The organism is Asanoa sp. NPDC050611 (genome assembly GCF_040654855.1).
Taxonomy (GTDB): domain Bacteria; phylum Actinomycetota; class Actinomycetes; order Mycobacteriales; family Micromonosporaceae; genus Asanoa.
The window spans coordinates 41,078-55,948 of record NZ_JBFAIU010000012.1 but is presented as its reverse complement, the minus strand read 5'-3'; the positions used below and the strand labels follow the sequence as shown (position 1 = coordinate 55,948).

Annotated in this window: 18 protein-coding genes; 13 read left to right on the top strand and 5 right to left on the bottom strand. The window is 73.1% G+C overall.

All coding sequences use genetic code 11. The features are described from left to right. Nucleotides 1-383: 383 nt before the first annotated feature. From AB0H87_RS03810 to AB0H87_RS03795, 4 genes are all read left to right on the top strand, one after another. Nucleotides 384-2,282: an ABC transporter ATP-binding protein gene (locus tag AB0H87_RS03810; RefSeq protein WP_360139084.1), complete on the top strand. Its 1,899-nt coding sequence runs from the start codon at nucleotides 384-386 to the stop codon at nucleotides 2,280-2,282. 40 nt (nucleotides 2,283-2,322) lie between these two features. Beyond that, a complete protein-coding gene (locus tag AB0H87_RS03805; protein ID WP_360139081.1) occupies nucleotides 2,323-3,078 on the top strand; it encodes a Rieske 2Fe-2S domain-containing protein in 756 nt (251 codons plus the stop codon). Between the two features lie 103 nt (nucleotides 3,079-3,181). Beyond that, nucleotides 3,182-4,312, top strand: a complete 1,131-nt coding sequence (locus AB0H87_RS03800) for a metallophosphoesterase (RefSeq protein WP_360139087.1) — start codon at nucleotides 3,182-3,184, stop codon at nucleotides 4,310-4,312. Nucleotides 4,313-4,373: 61 nt separating this feature from the next. Beyond that, on the top strand, nucleotides 4,374-4,706 hold the full coding sequence (locus AB0H87_RS03795) for a hypothetical protein (protein WP_360139078.1): 333 nt from the start codon (nucleotides 4,374-4,376) through the stop codon (nucleotides 4,704-4,706). On the opposite strand, the gene AB0H87_RS03790 is transcribed toward AB0H87_RS03795, so the two are convergent. Beyond that, nucleotides 4,697-5,047 (bottom strand): DoxX family protein, encoded by a 351-nt coding sequence (locus tag AB0H87_RS03790; protein WP_360139075.1) that lies wholly within the window; start codon nucleotides 5,045-5,047, stop codon nucleotides 4,697-4,699. The two genes, AB0H87_RS03795 and AB0H87_RS03790, sit on opposite strands and share 10 nt — an antisense overlap. A 47-nt stretch (nucleotides 5,048-5,094) precedes the next feature. Between AB0H87_RS03790 and AB0H87_RS03785 the strand changes: the two genes are divergently transcribed. Then, a complete protein-coding gene (locus AB0H87_RS03785) occupies nucleotides 5,095-6,063 on the top strand; it encodes a 2-dehydropantoate 2-reductase (protein ID WP_360139072.1) in 969 nt (322 codons plus the stop codon). 7 nt (nucleotides 6,064-6,070) lie between these two features. Here the strand turns inward: AB0H87_RS03785 and AB0H87_RS03780 are convergent, their stop codons facing one another. Both AB0H87_RS03780 and AB0H87_RS03775 read right to left on the bottom strand, forming a co-directional pair. Further along, nucleotides 6,071-6,616, bottom strand: a complete 546-nt coding sequence (locus AB0H87_RS03780; RefSeq protein ID WP_360139069.1) for a dihydrofolate reductase family protein — start codon at nucleotides 6,614-6,616, stop codon at nucleotides 6,071-6,073. A 31-nt stretch (nucleotides 6,617-6,647) separates the two neighbouring features. Beyond that, nucleotides 6,648-7,181 (bottom strand): GNAT family protein, encoded by a 534-nt coding sequence (locus AB0H87_RS03775; RefSeq protein WP_360139066.1) that lies wholly within the window; start codon nucleotides 7,179-7,181, stop codon nucleotides 6,648-6,650. Between the two features lie 48 nt (nucleotides 7,182-7,229). On the opposite strand from AB0H87_RS03775, the gene AB0H87_RS03770 reads away from it, so the two are divergent. After that, nucleotides 7,230-7,985: a 2-phosphosulfolactate phosphatase gene (locus tag AB0H87_RS03770; protein WP_360139063.1), complete on the top strand. Its 756-nt coding sequence runs from the start codon at nucleotides 7,230-7,232 to the stop codon at nucleotides 7,983-7,985. Here AB0H87_RS03770 and def read toward each other — a convergent pair. After that, on the bottom strand, nucleotides 7,951-8,499 hold the full coding sequence (gene def, locus AB0H87_RS03765) for a peptide deformylase (RefSeq protein ID WP_360139059.1): 549 nt from the start codon (nucleotides 8,497-8,499) through the stop codon (nucleotides 7,951-7,953). The two genes, AB0H87_RS03770 and def, sit on opposite strands and share 35 nt — an antisense overlap. Nucleotides 8,500-8,556: 57 nt before the next feature. On the opposite strand from def, the gene AB0H87_RS03760 reads away from it, so the two are divergent. The 3 genes from AB0H87_RS03760 (at nucleotide 8,557) to AB0H87_RS03750 (ending at nucleotide 10,485) form a co-directional block, all read left to right on the top strand. Beyond that, nucleotides 8,557-9,063: a helix-turn-helix domain-containing protein gene (locus AB0H87_RS03760; protein WP_360139056.1), complete on the top strand. Its 507-nt coding sequence runs from the start codon at nucleotides 8,557-8,559 to the stop codon at nucleotides 9,061-9,063. Then, nucleotides 9,060-9,587, top strand: coding sequence for a GNAT family N-acetyltransferase (locus AB0H87_RS03755; protein ID WP_360139053.1), 528 nt, complete (start codon nucleotides 9,060-9,062; stop codon nucleotides 9,585-9,587). The genes AB0H87_RS03760 and AB0H87_RS03755 overlap by 4 nt, the downstream gene beginning before the upstream one ends. A 109-nt stretch (nucleotides 9,588-9,696) precedes the next feature. Next, nucleotides 9,697-10,485 (top strand): SMP-30/gluconolactonase/LRE family protein, encoded by a 789-nt coding sequence (locus tag AB0H87_RS03750; protein ID WP_360139050.1) that lies wholly within the window; start codon nucleotides 9,697-9,699, stop codon nucleotides 10,483-10,485. Here AB0H87_RS03750 and AB0H87_RS03745 read toward each other — a convergent pair. Next, nucleotides 10,482-11,846, bottom strand: coding sequence for a PLP-dependent aminotransferase family protein (locus AB0H87_RS03745; RefSeq protein ID WP_360139047.1), 1,365 nt, complete (start codon nucleotides 11,844-11,846; stop codon nucleotides 10,482-10,484). The genes AB0H87_RS03750 and AB0H87_RS03745 overlap by 4 nt on opposite strands. Nucleotides 11,847-11,893: 47 nt before the next feature. Between AB0H87_RS03745 and AB0H87_RS03740 the strand changes: the two genes are divergently transcribed. From AB0H87_RS03740 to AB0H87_RS03725, 4 genes are all read left to right on the top strand, one after another. Then, nucleotides 11,894-12,343 carry a carboxymuconolactone decarboxylase family protein gene (locus AB0H87_RS03740; RefSeq protein ID WP_360139044.1) on the top strand — a complete coding sequence of 150 codons (450 nt, stop codon included), beginning with the start codon at nucleotides 11,894-11,896 and terminating at the stop codon, nucleotides 12,341-12,343. Next, nucleotides 12,340-13,065 carry an isocitrate lyase/phosphoenolpyruvate mutase family protein gene (locus AB0H87_RS03735; RefSeq protein ID WP_360139041.1) on the top strand — a complete coding sequence of 242 codons (726 nt, stop codon included), beginning with the start codon at nucleotides 12,340-12,342 and terminating at the stop codon, nucleotides 13,063-13,065. Before AB0H87_RS03740 ends, AB0H87_RS03735 begins: the two co-directional genes overlap by 4 nt. A 16-nt stretch (nucleotides 13,066-13,081) precedes the next feature. Next, nucleotides 13,082-13,594 carry a DinB family protein gene (locus tag AB0H87_RS03730; RefSeq protein ID WP_360139038.1) on the top strand — a complete coding sequence of 171 codons (513 nt, stop codon included), beginning with the start codon at nucleotides 13,082-13,084 and terminating at the stop codon, nucleotides 13,592-13,594. A gap of 67 nt (nucleotides 13,595-13,661) precedes the next feature. Further along, complete coding sequence (locus AB0H87_RS03725) at nucleotides 13,662-14,852, top strand: endonuclease/exonuclease/phosphatase family protein (RefSeq protein WP_360139035.1); 1,191 nt, start codon at nucleotides 13,662-13,664, stop codon at nucleotides 14,850-14,852. Nucleotides 14,853-14,871: the final 19 nt, after the last annotated feature.

Below are 14,871 nucleotides of genomic sequence, written 5' to 3'. Positions count from 1 at the left end.
AGGGCAACGGGGTGCTGACCATGCCGCTGGCCGCCGCGCTGGCGATGGGCGGAGCTGAGCGATGGGCGGAGCTGAGCGATGGGCGGAGCTGAGCGATGGGCGGAGCTGAGCGATGGGCGGAGCTGAGCGATGGGCGGAGCTGAGCGAGACAGAGCCATGACCAGAGCCGAGCCATGACCAGAGCCGAGCCATGACCAGAGCCGAGCTATGAGCAGAGCCGAGCCGAGCCGAGCCGAGCCGAGCCGAGTTATGAGCAGAGCCGAGCCATGAGCAGAACCGAGCCATGATCAGAACCGAACCATGAGAGAGCCGGACCGCGAACACAGCCGAGCCATGACCAGAGCCGACCGCGAACAGAGCCGAGCGATGACCAGAACCGAGCCATGACCAGACCAGCAGCGGATACGCGCGACCGGGCGCGGCGGGGTCGTCCCAGCACTGCCGGTCGGGGCGCCTCCGTGCCCGAAGGGCCGGTCGATCGTCCGCCACTGCGTAGGGTCGTCGCTCTCTTTCACCGCCACCGCTGGTCCGTCGCCGCTCTCGTGGTCACCGCCTGTGTGCTCGGCGCGGTGAACGTCGTCTCGCCGTTCCTGCTCCGCGCCATCGTCGACCGTGCCCTCCCAGACCGGAACGCGGCCCTGGTCTCCTACCTGGCCGCCGGCATGATCGTGGCGGCGCTGGCCGGCGCCGGCCTCGGCGTGGTCACCACCTGGCTCGCCAACCTGATCGGCCAGCGCGTCATGCACGAGCTGCGCGTCCAGGTCTTCACGCACCTGCAGCGGATGTCGCTGCTCTACTACGTCCGCACCCGCCCGGGTGAGCTGCAGTCGCGGATCGCCAACGACGTCGGTGGCGTCGAGAACGTCGTCTCGAACACCGCCGCCTCCGCCGTGCAGAACGCGACGAGCGCCGCCGCGGTCGGGGTGGCCGCGCTCGTGATGAGCTGGAAGCTCGCGTTGATCTGCCTGGCCGTCGTCCCGATCTTCCTGCTCGCCGCGATCCGCCTCGGCGGCCAGCGCCGGGGGATCGCCCGGCGCCGCCAGGGCCAGCTCGCCAACCTGACCGCGCTGGTCGAGGAGGGACTGTCGGTCGCCGGCATGCTGCTGGCCACCACGATGGGCCGGCGCGCCGCGCTGGCCGAGCGGTTCGCCACCGAGTCGAAGGCGCTGGCCGACAGCGAGATGCGCGCGGCGATGAGCGGCAAGTGGCTGCTCTCGACCCGCCGCGCGAGCCTGACCATGGTCCCGGCGATCGTCTACTGGGTCGCCGGCCTCGCGTTCGCGCACGGCGCCGTGGTCATCTCGATCGGCACCGCGGTCGCGTTCACCAGCATGCTCAACCGGCTGGTCGGCCCGGCCAGCGCGCTGCAGGGGCTGGGCCTGCAGGTTTCCACGTCGATGGCGCTGTTCGGCCGGATCTTCGAGGTGCTCGACGAGCGCGTCGACATCGCGGAGAAGCCCGACGCGCGAAACCTCCCGGTGGTACGCGGAGACGTGCGGTTCGAGGACGTGAGCTTCCGGTACGACCAGGAGCCGACCCTCGACGGCGTCGACCTGCACGTGCCGGCCGGCACCACCACCGCGCTCGTCGGCGAGACCGGTTCCGGCAAGACCACGTTGGGCTACCTGGTCGCCCGGCTGGTCGACCCCGCCCGGGGCGCGGTCCGGATCGACGGCGTCGACCTGCGCGACCTGCGCCTCGACGCGGTCTCCGGCGCGGTCGGCCTGGTCGCGCAGGACACCTATCTCTTCCACGACACCGTGCGGGCCAACCTGTTGTTCGCCGCGCCGGACGCCACATCGGAGCAACTCGAGGCGGCGTGCCGCGCGGCCCGGATCCACGACCTGGTGGCGGCGCTGCCCGACGGCTACGACACCGTGGTCGGCGCCCGCGGCCACCGGTTCTCCGGCGGCGAGCGGCAACGGCTGGCGATCGCCCGGATGATCCTGCGCGACCCGCCCGTGCTCGTGCTCGACGAGGCGACCAGCGCCCTCGACAACGAGACCGAGCGGGCCGTGCAGGCGGCGCTGGACCAGCTGTCCCGCGGGCGTACCACCATCGCCATCGCCCATCGCCTTTCCACCGTGCGGCATGCCGACCAGATCGTGGTGCTCGACCACGGCCGGATCGTCGAGCGTGGGCGGCACGACGAGTTGATCTCCCTGGGCGGCCACTACGCCCGCCTGGCAGGCGTTTGGGCCGCCGGGGCCGGGGAAACCCGAGCAGATGAGGGAGCTGCTGACCAGACTCGAACAAGCGTCCGGACTCGACCGGATCAGTGATCCACTCCAGCGTGGCCTGCAGGCGGTACTCAAGCCGCGTATGCTGCGCGACCTCCTGCACGGCGTGCCGACCGGCCATCCGATCCACCCCGCGCTGGCCTCGTTCACGCTGGGCTCGTTCACCAGCGCCGCGATCCTCGACCTCATCCGTGGCCAGGAGCTGCCGGCGACCACGATGGTCGGGGCGGGCATGGTGGGCGCACCGCTGACCGTGCTCGCCGGCGCCACCGACTGGTCGGAGCTCGACAAGGAACAGCGCCGGGTCGGCCTCGTCCACCTGACGGCGAACGTGATCTCGCTCGGGCTCTACAGCGCGTCCCTGGTCGCCCGCCTGCGCGGCGACCACCAGCGCGGCCGGATCTTCGGCTTCGCGGCGTTCGGTGTGATCAACGTCAGCGCGTACCTCGGCGGTCATCTGGCTTATGCGCAGGGCGCCCAGGTCAACCAGGCCGCGACCCAGCTGCACCGGATCAGCGACGGCTGGCACCCGGTGGCCGACGTCAGCGCGCTGCCACATGGCATGCCCGTCTCCCGCAGCATCGGCGAGGTGCCGGTGCTGGTGTACCGCGACGGCGACAGCGTCTCGGTGCTGCTCGAGCGCTGCGGCCACGAGACCGGCCCGCTGGGCGACGGCCGCGTGGTCGACATCGACGGCGACGCGTGCGTCGAGTGCCCGTGGCACGGCAGCGTGTTCCGGCTCCGCGACGGCCTGGTCATGCACGGTCCGGCCGGATCGGACCAGCCGGTGCTGCGCACCCGCGTGGTGAACGACGTCGTCGAGGCGAACCTGCCCTAGGTCCACAAGGGAGACCTGAGGGTCGTGACATGCTTTGCCCGTGACCGAAGCTGAGTTGGTACCCGAGCCGCCGCCGGACCGGCCCCGTCGCCGGCGCCGGACGGTGCTCACCCTCGCCACCATGGTGCTCCTGCTCTTCGGGGTGCCGTGCGGGCTGCTGGTCTTCGCGGGGCAGGACTGGCCGGCGTGGGTGCTCGGCCTGGGCAGCGCGGTCTTCTTCTTCGGCGCCCTGGCGTACACCCGCCTGATGGTGCTCGGCCACGGCCGCCGGCACCGCGACTGGGCGGCCCGCATCGGCGACACGACGCTCGGCGTCATCTGGGTGCTGTTCACCTGCTCGGTGCTGAGCCAGTTCGTGCGCCTGGCGCTGTTCCTGGGCGGCGTCTCCGATCCGCTCCGGTCCAGGGTCACGGCCGGCGCCGCGGTGCTCGCCGCGGCTGTGCTGCTCGGGTGGGGCCACTACGAAGCCATGCGGGTCTCCCGCGTACGCGCGGTCGAAGTGACCCTGGCCCGCCTGGGCGCCGGGCTCGACGGCCTGCGGGTGGTGCTGCTGACCGACACGCACTACGGCCCGATCAACCGGGCGCGCTGGTCGGCGGGCGTGGTCGACGTGGTCAACGCGCTCGACGCCGACCTGGTCTGCCACACGGGCGACATCGCCGACGGCACGGTGGCGGAGCGCCTGGAGCAGGCGGCGCCGCTGGGCCAGGTGAAGGCGCGGTACGGGCGGGCGTACGTGACCGGCAACCATGAGTACTTCTCGGAGGGCCAGGGCTGGCTCGACCACATGCGCGACCTCGGCTGGGACGCCCTGCACAACCGGCACATCGTGCTCACCCGGGACGGCGCGAGCCTGGTCGTGGCGGGCGTCGACGACCGCACCGCCGCGTTGTCCGGCGAGGCGGGCCACCACACGGACCACGCGGCGGCGCTGGCCGGCGTCGATCCGGACCTGCCGGTCCTACTGCTCGCACACCAGCCCCGCCAGATCGACGGCGCGGTGGCGCACGGCATCGACCTGCAGATCTCCGGCCATACGCACGGCGGTCAGATCTGGCCGTTCCACTACCTGGTGCGCACGGACCAGCCGGCGCTGCAGGGCTTGAGCCGGCACGGTGAGCGGACGCAGCTCTACACGAGCCGGGGCACGGGCTTCTGGGGTCCGCCGTTCCGGGTCTTCGCCCCGAGCGAGATCACCCTGATCACGCTGCGCTCGGGTCAGACAGCCTCCTGAGGCCGGACGCGGCCGATCCGCCCAGCCGCGGAACAATGTCAGCGGCAACGGGGAGGCAACCGTGACAAGTCCCGGCCTGGCGGCGCTGATCGCCGCCTGGAAGCGGTTCGACATCGCGTTGTGGTCGCACGACGGCTTCGACGAAGCCGCGTTCGAGGAACTCAAGTCGGCCCTCGAGCTGTGCGCGCGGGAGTGGGCCGGCCAGCCGTCCATCCCGCGTGTGGGCGCCAACATCCTGGTGGACATCTTCCCGGCCACCGAGTCCAACGCCGCCGCCTGTCCGGGTGAGCAGGGCCGACGCATCCTGGACGCCGCCCTTACGCTGCAGAACCTCGTCTGGAAGTGCGTGGCGCTGGACCAGTCAGCGGCCGGGGCCGCCGGCAATCACACGTAGCAGAGGCTTACCAGGCCCGAGAGCAGGCCCAGGGCCGTGGCGTTGCGGAAGTTGCGGTGGAGGTCGCGGGCGCGGATGTGCATCGCGACCGCGATCGCGAAGTACGCGACCAGCGCCCCGCAGGTCACCACGCCCAGGTACGGGACGATCAGGCCCAGCAGGAGGCCGCTGCCGGCGGCCAGCTTGATCGGCGTCAGCAGGCGGCGGACCGCGCGCGGCGCGTGGACGTCGTCCAGGCAGCGGCGGACCGCGTCGATCGGGCGGACGCAGATCGCGGCGTCGACGTACTGGATCGCCGCGAGCACCAGGACCGGCCAGACCGGGTCCGCGAGGATGGTCATGGTCACAGGACGGGTCGGGTCGCCCGAACGTGACATAAGTTCTGGTCGTGCGATGGGTGATCGTGGGGGCGGGCGCAGTCGGTGGTGTGGTCGGCGGCCGGCTGGCCATGGCGGGGCACGACGTCGTGCTGGTCGCGCGCGGCGCGCACCTCGACGCCATCCGCCGCGACGGGCTCGCCATGCACTCGCCCGAGGGCAGGCGGACGCTGCGGCTGCCGGCGGTGGCCGACGTGGCCGCGCACGACTGGCGGGCCGGCGACGTCGCCGTGCTCGCGGTCAAGGGCATGGACACCCCCGACGTGCTGCGCCCGCTCGCGGCCGCCGCGCCGGCCGCGACGCCGGTGCTCTGCCTCCAGAACGGCGTCGCCAACGAGCGCGCCGCGCTGCGGCTGTTCGCCAACGTCTACGGCGTGCACGTGGTGCTGCCCGCCACCCACCTCGCACCCGGCGTCGTCGTCGCGCACAGCGCACCGACGCCCGGCAGCCTCGACCTCGGCCGTTGCCCGGGCGGCCTCGACGACACCGCCGAGGCGCTCGCGGCCGGCCTGCGCGCGGCCGGCTTCTCGGCGGAGCCGCGCGCGGACATCATGCGCTGGAAGTACGCGAAGCTCCTGCAGAACCTCGGCAACGCCGTGCAGGCCCTGTGCGGCCCGGACGCGGACGGCCTAGACGACCTGGACGCCCTGCTCCGCGCCGAGGCCACCGAGGTGCTGCGGGTAGCCGGCATCGACGTGGCCACGCCGGAGGAGGACGCACGGCGCCGCAAGGGCCTCCTGAACATCCAGCCGGTCGAGGGCACCCCGCGCGGCGGCGGCTCCAGCTGGCAGAGCCTGGCCCGCGGCACGGGCACCGTCGAGGCTGACTATCTCAACGGCGAGATCGTGCTGCTCGGCCGCCTGCACGGCGTGCCGACCCCGGCCAACGAGCTGGCCCGCCAACTCGTCAACCAAGCGGCCCGCGACCACATCGCCCCGGGCGCCATCACCCCCTCCGAGTTCCGCGCGAAGCTCGCCTGATCACGCGTCAGGACACGCGGTAGGTCAGGTAGGCGAACTGGCCCACCTGCTCCATCGCGGACAGGGTCAGCCGCGACGACGGCAACCGCCGGGGTAGGACCGGCGCGCCGGCGCCCAACGTCACCGGGGCCACGCCGAGGATGATCTCGTCGAGCAGGCCCGCGTCGGCGAAGGTGCCGACCAGCTCGCCGCCGCCGACCAGCCAGATGTCGCGGTCGCCGGCCGCCTCGGTCATCGCGGCGTGGACCGGGCGCACGTCGCCCGACACGAAGGTCAGGTTGGCGCCCGGGATCCGCGGTAGGTCACGGTGCGTGAACACCCAGGCCGGACGGTCGGCATACCACTCGTGCCATTTCGCGGGGTTCTCCAGCAGCTTCTCGTGCTCGAGGACCCACTCGTAGGTGGTCGCGCCCATCGCGAAGGCGCCGATGCCCGCGAAGAACGGGGCGAAGCGGTCGTCGCCCTCGGCGACCTCGAAGAGCCAGTCGAGCGAGTTGTCGGCGTCGGCGATGAAGCCGTCGATCGTGGTCGCGGTGTAGTAGCGGGTAGCCATGGCGCAACGAGACCACGCGGGTACGACAAAATCAGAGCGGAGGCGCCGGGTCGGTGCGCAGCCGGCTGAACAGGTGGCCGTCCCGCCAGGCCCCGTCGCGGAACTCGCACGCCCGCACCACGCCCTCGAGCTGGAAGCCGGCCTTGACCAGCGACCGCTGCTCGACCACGTTCTCCGCGTGCGTGCCCGCCTGGATCCGCTGCACCGGCGAGTGCGTGAACAGGTACTCACACAGCATGGCCTGCGCCCGCCACCCGATCCCGCGTCCCCGGAACTCCGGCAGCAGCGCGATGCCGATCTCGAAGTACGGCCCGCGCCCCGCGTACACCCCCTCGGTGTAGCTCACGAACCCCACCCGCTTGCCGCCCGCGTCGACCACGAGCCGCCCGTCCCGCTCGCCGAGGAACCCGTCCTCCGCGAACCGCTTCGCAACCCGCTGCACGTCCTGGAAGCCCCGCCAGTCGAGCCCGATCAGCCCCGGCTCGACGCAGAAGCGACGGAACATGTCGAGGTCGTCCTCGTCGGCCACCGGCCGCAGCCGGATCGAGAGATCGGTCACTGCCATCCAGCCATCCTGCCGGCCGAGCGCCCGTCCGTGTGACCCTCGAAAACCATGGAGGCATGGCTGCAGCGGGGGTACGGCGTCCGGTTCGACTGGGGACCCGAAGGGGCCCGCCGGCTCGCGCCGGGCAGCGCGTACGCCGTCGTGGTCGATGTCCTGTCCTTCACCACCTCGGTGTCCGTGCTGGTCGATGCCGGCACGCGGGTGCACCCGCGCGGCTGGCAGGACGGCGCGAACCCGGCCGGCGTGCCGGTCGCCGTGGGCCGCAGCGCGGTCACCGCGGACCAGCCGTGGTCGCTCTCGCCGGCCGCCCTGCGCCGCGCGCCGGCCCCGGCCGACCTGGTGCTGCCGTCGCCGAACGGCTCGGCCATCGCCGCCGCGATCAAGGACCATTGCGACCTCGTCGCCGGCAGCCTGCGCAACGCCCGAGCGGTCGGTCGCTGGTTGCGCCACCATGACGTGGGTACGCCCGACCGCCCGCTGACCGTGATCGCCGCGGGGGAGCGGTGGCCCGACGGCACCCTCCGCCCGGCGCTGGAGGACCTCCTCGGCGCCGGCGCGATCATCGACGCCCTCGACGCGGCGGCAACCCAGTCCCCGGAGGCCCGCACCGCCGCACACGCCTACCGCGCCGCGGCCGGCGACCTCCGACGCACCATCATGGACAGTGCGAGCGGCCGGGAGCTGGCGGCGATCGGCTTCGCCGAGGACGTGGCGATCGCCCTGGAGACGAACACCTCGGCGATCGTCCCGGTGCTCCGCGACGGCGCGTTCAGCGCAGCAGCCCCCGGATCGGATGGGGACTGACCTTCACCCGTCGACCCGCCGCTGCCGCCCAGTCCGCGGTCCGGATGTCGCGCATCGCCGCCCGCCGGGTCGCGGCGTCGAGCCGCTCGAGGAACATGACGCCGTCGAGGTGGTCGGTCTCGTGCTGCAGGCAGCGCGCCACCTCGGCGGTGCCGACGACCTGTGCCGGCCGGCCGTGGTCGTCGAGGCCCCGCCCGACGGCGTGCAGCCGCCGCCGCGTGTCGTAGTAGAGCCCCGGGATCGACAGGCAGCCCTCCGGCCCGACCTGCTCCTCGTCGGACGGGAACTCCAGCGCCGGGTTCACCAGATGGCCGCGTACGCCGTCCACGTCGAACACGAACACCCGCAGCGGCACCCCGATCTGCGGCGCCGCGAGCCCCGAGCCCCGCTGGTCGCGCAGCGTCTCGGTGAGGTCGCGAACCAGCGTCCGCAGCGACCTGTCGAAGTCGGTCACCGGGTCGGCCGCCATGGTCAACACCGGGTCGCCGAAGAGCCGCACCTGCCGGACCGTCACGAACCCTCCCGAGATCGCTTTGCAAAGCTTTGCAAACAACAGGGTACGATGCGATGCGTGATCGGGCAAGAGACTGAGATGGCACTGCGGCACCCGCTGCGGGTGGCGCTGCTGGAGCTGCTCACCACCGCCGGCTCGGTAACCGCCAACGAGGCGGCAAGGCGGCTCGGCGAGAGCTCCGGCGCCTGCTCGTTCCACTTGCGACAGCTGCAGCGGTACGGCTACGTCGAGCCGGTCGCCGGCGCGCACGGCCGCGCCCGCCCGTGGCGCCTGCGGCCGGCGGCGGCACCGGACCGGGCCGACTTCGGCCCGCTGGCCCGCGAGCTGGAGGACGAGGGCTACCACCGCTGGCTGGCCCGGCGCGCCACGGCACCCGAGCGCTGGCAGCGGGACGAGGCGTTCAGCGAGGTGCTGCACCTGACGCCCGACGAGCTGGCCACGGTCGCGGCGGAGATCCGCGCGGTGCTCGCGCCCTACGCCCGCCGCCGCGCACCGCGCGACAGCGGCCCGGTCGGCGTCGTCGCCCGGCTCTTCCCGCTGCTGTCCGAGGAGGACGCCACGTGATCGAGCTGGCGCACACGAGCGCCGCGGGCCCGGACGCGCTCGGTGCCGCGTACCGCCTGCTCGAAGAGGTCTTCGAAGGCGAGTTCGGCGCCGCGGACTGGGAGCACTCGCTCGGCGGGATGCACGCGTTCGCCTGGGAGGGCGACACGCTGGTCGGGCACGGCAGCGTCGTCCAACGCCGCTTGCTGCACAACGGCCGCGCCCTGCGCTGCGGCTACGTCGAGGGCGTGGCCGTCCGCGCGGCCCACCGCCGCCGCGGCCACGGCAGCGACGTGATGGCGGCCCTGGAGTCGGTCATCCACACGGCGTACGACCTGGGCGCGCTCGGCACCACGGAGGACGGCGAGCCGCTCTACCGCGCCCGCGGCTGGCGGCGCTGGACGGGCCCGCTGGCCGCGCTGACCCCTGACGGCATCCGCGAGACACCCGAGGAGGCGGGCGCCGTCTACGTCCTGCCGGGCGTCATGCCACTGGACCTGTCGGCGGCACTGACCTGCGACTGGCGCGACGGCGACGTCTGGTAGCCCTCGCGGCGGGCGCCGCCCGGCCCCCTCCGAGAATTCTCCGCCGGCATGTCGAGAAACCGGCGCCGGATCCCACGTACCAGTAGGACCGTGAATTCAGGAGGATGAGATGTCCGAGCTTCGTGCGTTGGTGTCCGGTATCGCGATGGGTGAGTCGCCCCGGTGGCGTGACGGGCAGGTGTGGTTCTGCGACTGGGGCACCGGCCGGGTCGTCCGCGCCGATCCCGACACCGGCGCCACCACGGTGGTGGCCGAGCTGGGTGACATGCCGGTCTGCATCGACTGGCTGCCCGGCGGCCGGCTGCTCGCCGTCTCCGGGCAGAAGGGCCTGCTCATGCAGGTCGACGACGACGGCACGCTCAAGCAGCACGCGGTGCTCGGCGCCGGACGGTGGAACGAGATCGTCGTCGACCCGCGGGGCAACGTGTTCGTCAATGACATCGGGTTCGACTTCCCCGGTGGCGAGTTCCGGCCGGGCCGGATCTGCGTGCTCACGCCCGGGTCGGATCAGCCCCGGGAGGTCGCGGGCGGACTGGCGTTCCCCAACGGGATGGCCGTCCGCGGGGACACGCTGATCGTCGCCGAGTCGTACGCGGGACGGCTCACCGCCTTCGACATCGCGCCCGACGGCGGGCTGAGCCACCGGCGGGAGTTCGCCGCGGTCGAGGAGTCCGCGCCCGACGGCATCTGCGTCGACGCGGAGGGCGCCGTCTGGTTCGCCGACGTCCCGAACCAGCGCTGCGTCCGCGTCGCCGAGGGCGGTGCGATCCTGCGGACGGTGGACGCCGACCGCGGCTGCTTCTCGTGCGCCGTCCACGAGGACACCCTCTACATCACCGCCAACAACTGGGGCGGGAACGGCGCGGGGGAGGGCGTGGTCTACGCCGCCACGGTCTAGGACCGCAGCACACGGGCGAGCACGTCGAGCGCGGCCGGGTAACGGCTCTCGCTCGGCGTGCCGTACCCGATGATCAGCCCTTGTGGATGGTCGTCGGAAGCCTCGTGCCAGTGGCTGCCGAGATCGCCGACCGCGAGCCCGTGCCGCGCGGCGACCGCCAGCAGGTCCGCCTCCCGCGGCCCGCCCGCCGGCAGCGGGACCAGCGCGTGCAACCCGGCCGCCACGCCCCGCACCGGCTCGCCGCGCAGCCGTGACAGCAGCAGGTCGCGTCGCGCCCGGTAGCGCGACCGGGCCGCCCGCACGTGCCGGTCGTACCCGTGCCCGGTGATCAGCTCCGCCAGCGTCAGCTGCCCGAGCACCTCCGTGTGGAAGTCCGTGTGCCGCTTGGCCTCCACCACCGGCTCGACCAGCCGCGCCGGCAGCACGACCCAGCCCAGCCGCAGCGCCGGGGCCAGCGTCTTGGCCGCCGTGCCGACGTACGCCACCTGTTCCGGCGCCATCCCCTGCACCGCGCCCACCGGCTGCCGGTCGTAGCGGAACTCGCCGTCGTAGTCGTCCTCGACCACCAGCCCGCCGTGCTCCCGCGCCCAGGCGGCCACCGCGTGCCGCCGCGCGGGCGCGAGCGTGACCCCGGTCGGAAACTGGTTGGCCGGCGTCAGCACCACGGCGTCCACCGTGGACTCCAGCAGGTCCGTGCGGGCGCCCGCGGCGTCGACCGGCAGCGGCACGACCCGGGCGCCGGCGCGCCGGACCACCGCCCGGTGGAACGCGAGCCCTGGATCCTCCATCGCCACGACCCGGTGCAGCCCGGCCAGCAACGAGAGCGCCTGCACGTAACCGGACGTGACCACGATGCGGTCCGGATGGGCCAGCACGCCGCGGGCCCGGCCGAGGTATTCCGCGAGCGCCGCCCGCAGCGCGGGATGCCCGCGCGGGTCGCCGTAGTCGTAGGTCGCCGACGGGGCCTGGCCGAGCGCCCGCCGGGCGGCCCGCAGCCAGGCCGCCGTCGGGAAGAAGGTCACGTCGGGAGCGCCCGGCCGCAGGTCGAACCGCGGCGGCGCCGGCTCGGCGGCCGACGGCGCGAACGACACGGGCGGCGGCACCGGCGCCACGGTGGTCCCGGACCCGGTCCGCGCGGTCAGGTAGCCCTCGGCGACGAGCTGGTCGTAGGCCGCGGCGACGGTGCCGCGGGCGACCCCCAGCGACGCGGCGAGCGCGCGGGTCGCCGGCAGCCGACTCCCGGGGGCCAGCCGCCCGGCCCGGATGGCCGCACGCAGGGCCTGCTCCAGCTCGGCCCGGCGCCCACCCAGCGGGAGGTCGAGATGAAGATCGACGCCGAAAGCGGCCCAATCAAACGCCACGGTATTGGACCTTAGCGCGGGTCCATTCGACCCCTAACGTGGTGGGCATGACGACCTCGACGATCCGCCTCGCCGCCGACAAGCTCGCGCCGCACATGAACCGCGCCATGAACAACTTCGACGCCGCCTCCCGCAAGACCAACCTGGAAGCACCGCTCCTGGAGCTCGTCCGGGCCCGTGCCTCGCAGCTCAACGGCTGCGCCTACTGCGTCGACACCCACAACGCCGACGCCCGCGCCGCGGGCGAGACCGAGCGCCGCCTCTACGCGCTCCCGGTCTGGTCGCAGACGCCGTTCTTCACCGACCGCGAGCGCGCCGCCCTGGCGCTCACCGAGGCGATGACCCGCCTCACCGACGGACCGGTCCCGGACGCCGTCTTCGCGCAAGCGCAGGCAGAGTTCGACGACACCGAGCTGGCCGAGCTGGTCTGGTCGATCACCGTGATCAACGCCTGGAACCGGGTCGCCGTCACCACCCACGCCTGGCCGCTGTCGTGACCGCCGCCCAGCTCCGCGCCCTCCACCGGCCCGGAAACCCCGTCATCCTGGCCAACGCCTGGGACGCCGCCTCCGCCCGGGCGGTCCAGGCGGCCGGCTTCCCGGCCGTGGCGACCAGCAGCGCCGCCGTCGCGCTCAGCCTCGGCTACGCCGACGGCGAGGCCACGCCCGTCGAGGAGATGCTCGACGCGGTCGCCCGGATCGCCCGCGCGGTCGACGTGCCGGTCACCGCCGACCTCGAACGGGGGTACGGGCTGCCGCCGGCGCAGTTCGTCGAGCGCCTGCTGGCCACGGGCGCGGTCGGCTGCAACCTGGAGGACTCCGACCCGCGTACCAAGAAACTGATCGATGTGGACAGACAGGCCGACTTCCTGGCCGCGGTCCGCGCGGCCGCCGGCGCCGACGTGGTGATCAACGCCCGGGTGGACGCCTACGTCAGGGGAGCGAAGGACCAGGCCGAGGACCGCACGCGCCGCTACCTGGCGGCCGGAGCGGACTGCGCCTACCCCATCGGCGCCGCCGTCGCCGCCGACATCGGGGCCCTGGCCGGCATCGGCCCGATCAACGTCCTCTTCACCCCGGCCACACCGTCGCTCGCGGAGCTGGCCGAGCTGGGAACGGCCCGGATCAGCTTCGGCAGCGGCATCCACGAGGCCCTGGCCACCCGGCACGGGCGGATGCTCGCCGCGATCGCCGCAGGGGCCTCGCCGTACCAGGAATGAGCGTTACGGTGGCCTGGTGACCGACGTGCGCGAGCCCCGGCATGACCTGGCCGACCCGAAGATCCTGCTCCTGGACTTCCTCGACTGGTACCGGGTGGTCGTCGGCCGCAAGGTGGCCGGGCTCGCGCCCGAGGAGCTCAGCCGCAGCCGGCTGCCGTCCGGGTGGACGCCGTTGCAGCTGCTCAAGCACCTCGTCTACATGGAGGAGCGCTGGGTCCGCTGGGGCTTCGCCGCCGAGCCGGTGCCGCACCCGTGGGGCGACCAGGACGACGAGGGCCGCTGGCAGGTCGGTCCGGAGGAGACGGTCGACGCGCTGCTGGCCGCGATGGACCTGGCCGGCGCCCGGACCAGGGAGATCGCGTCGCGGGCTGAGTTCGGCGACCACGCGGCGGCCGGCGGGCGGTTCGCCACCGAGTCCGACTGCCCGACGCTGGGCTGGATCCTGACGCACGTGCTGCAGGAGTACGCCCGGCACGCCGGCCAGATGGACGTCGCGCGCGAGCTGATCGACGGCACGGTCGGCGAATAGGACCCATTCGGGGGGCGCGTCGGGCGCGCGACAACAGATCGGCCCGGGCGGCCGTACCGTCCGGTGCGTGACCCTCCGGCTGGCGACGTTCAACGTCGAGAACCTGTTCGCGCGCGCCAAAGCGCTCGACACCGAGGACCGCGAGCAGGGCCAACCGGCCCTGTCCGCGTTCGAGACCTTCAACCGCATCGCGGCCGACCCGGTCTACTCCGACCAGGACAAGGCCGACATGATCACGGCGCTGACCACGCTGCGGGTGCTCGTCGAGACCGACCAGGGCCTGCGCCTGAACCCCAATCAGTTCGACAACGCCTGGGCGCTGCTGCGCGAGAACCGGGGCGACTTCCTCGCGGCGCCGGCCAACGCGCCGCCGCGGGTGGTCGCCAACGGGCGCGGCGACTGGCTCGGCTGGGTCGAGCTGACCGTCGAGCCGGTCGACGAGACGTCGACCCGGATGACCGCCAAGGTGATCCAGGATCTGGCGCCCGACATGCTCTGCGTGGTCGAGGCGGAGAACCGGCCCGCGCTGGCCCGGTTCAACGACGAGCTGCTCGGCGGCCGCTTCGCGCACTGCATGCTGGTCGACGGCAACGACCCCCGCGGCATCGACGTGGGCCTGTTCTGCACCGACAAGGTCAAGGTCCGCTGGGTACGCAGCAACGTCGACGTGCCGGATCCCAAGCGCAAGGGCAAGCGCCTGTTCAGCCGGGACTGCCCGGTCTACCAGCTCCGGCTGCCCGGCGGCGAGGACCTGTTCCTGCTGCTCAACCACCTCAAGAGCCAGTCGTTCAGCAGCGGCGACCCGGACCCGCTGCGCACGCGGCAGTCGCAGGAGGTGCGCGCGATCTACGACGGCCTGCGGGCCGAGGGTGCCGAGTTCGTCGCGGTGCTCGGCGACCTCAACAAGGGCCCGGACGGCGACCGGCACCCGACCCTGGAGGCGCTGATCGGGCCGGACTCCCCGCTGGTCGACGCGTACGGGCACGAGAACTTCGCGCAGCTCTGGGGCGACAAGGACGACGACCACGAGCGGCCCGGCAGCTTCCAGTCGTGCTCGCTGAAGAACCGCCTCGACTACATCCTGCTCTCGCCCCCGCTGGCCGACCGTGTGGTCGACGGCGGCGTCTTCCGCAGGGGCCTCTGGGGCACGCCCAGCAACAAGACGAAGCCCAAGTTCTGGACGGTGTACGACGAGATCACCGCCGGCCGCCACGGCGCCTCGGACCACGGTGCGGTCTGGGTCGACCTGGACCTCTGAGCGACGAGCGGGACGGGGC

Bases quoted from the DNA above. Each gene is read 5' to 3' on its own strand.
- AB0H87_RS03750 (WP_360139050.1), top strand. From the start codon at position 9,697: ATGTCCGAGCTTCGTGCGTTGGTGTCCGGTATCGCGATGGGTGAGTCG.
- AB0H87_RS03790 (WP_360139075.1), bottom strand. From the start codon at position 5,047: ATGACCATCCTCGCGGACCCGGTCTGGCCGGTCCTGGTGCTCGCGGCG.
- AB0H87_RS03810 (WP_360139084.1), top strand. From the start codon at position 384: ATGACCAGACCAGCAGCGGATACGCGCGACCGGGCGCGGCGGGGTCGT.
- AB0H87_RS03740 (WP_360139044.1), top strand. From the start codon at position 11,894: ATGACGACCTCGACGATCCGCCTCGCCGCCGACAAGCTCGCGCCGCAC.
- AB0H87_RS03775 (WP_360139066.1), bottom strand. From the start codon at position 7,181: ATGGCAGTGACCGATCTCTCGATCCGGCTGCGGCCGGTGGCCGACGAG.
- AB0H87_RS03770 (WP_360139063.1), top strand. From the start codon at position 7,230: ATGGAGGCATGGCTGCAGCGGGGGTACGGCGTCCGGTTCGACTGGGGA.
- AB0H87_RS03780 (WP_360139069.1), bottom strand. From the start codon at position 6,616: ATGGCTACCCGCTACTACACCGCGACCACGATCGACGGCTTCATCGCC.
- AB0H87_RS03805 (WP_360139081.1), top strand. From the start codon at position 2,323: ATGCTGCGCGACCTCCTGCACGGCGTGCCGACCGGCCATCCGATCCAC.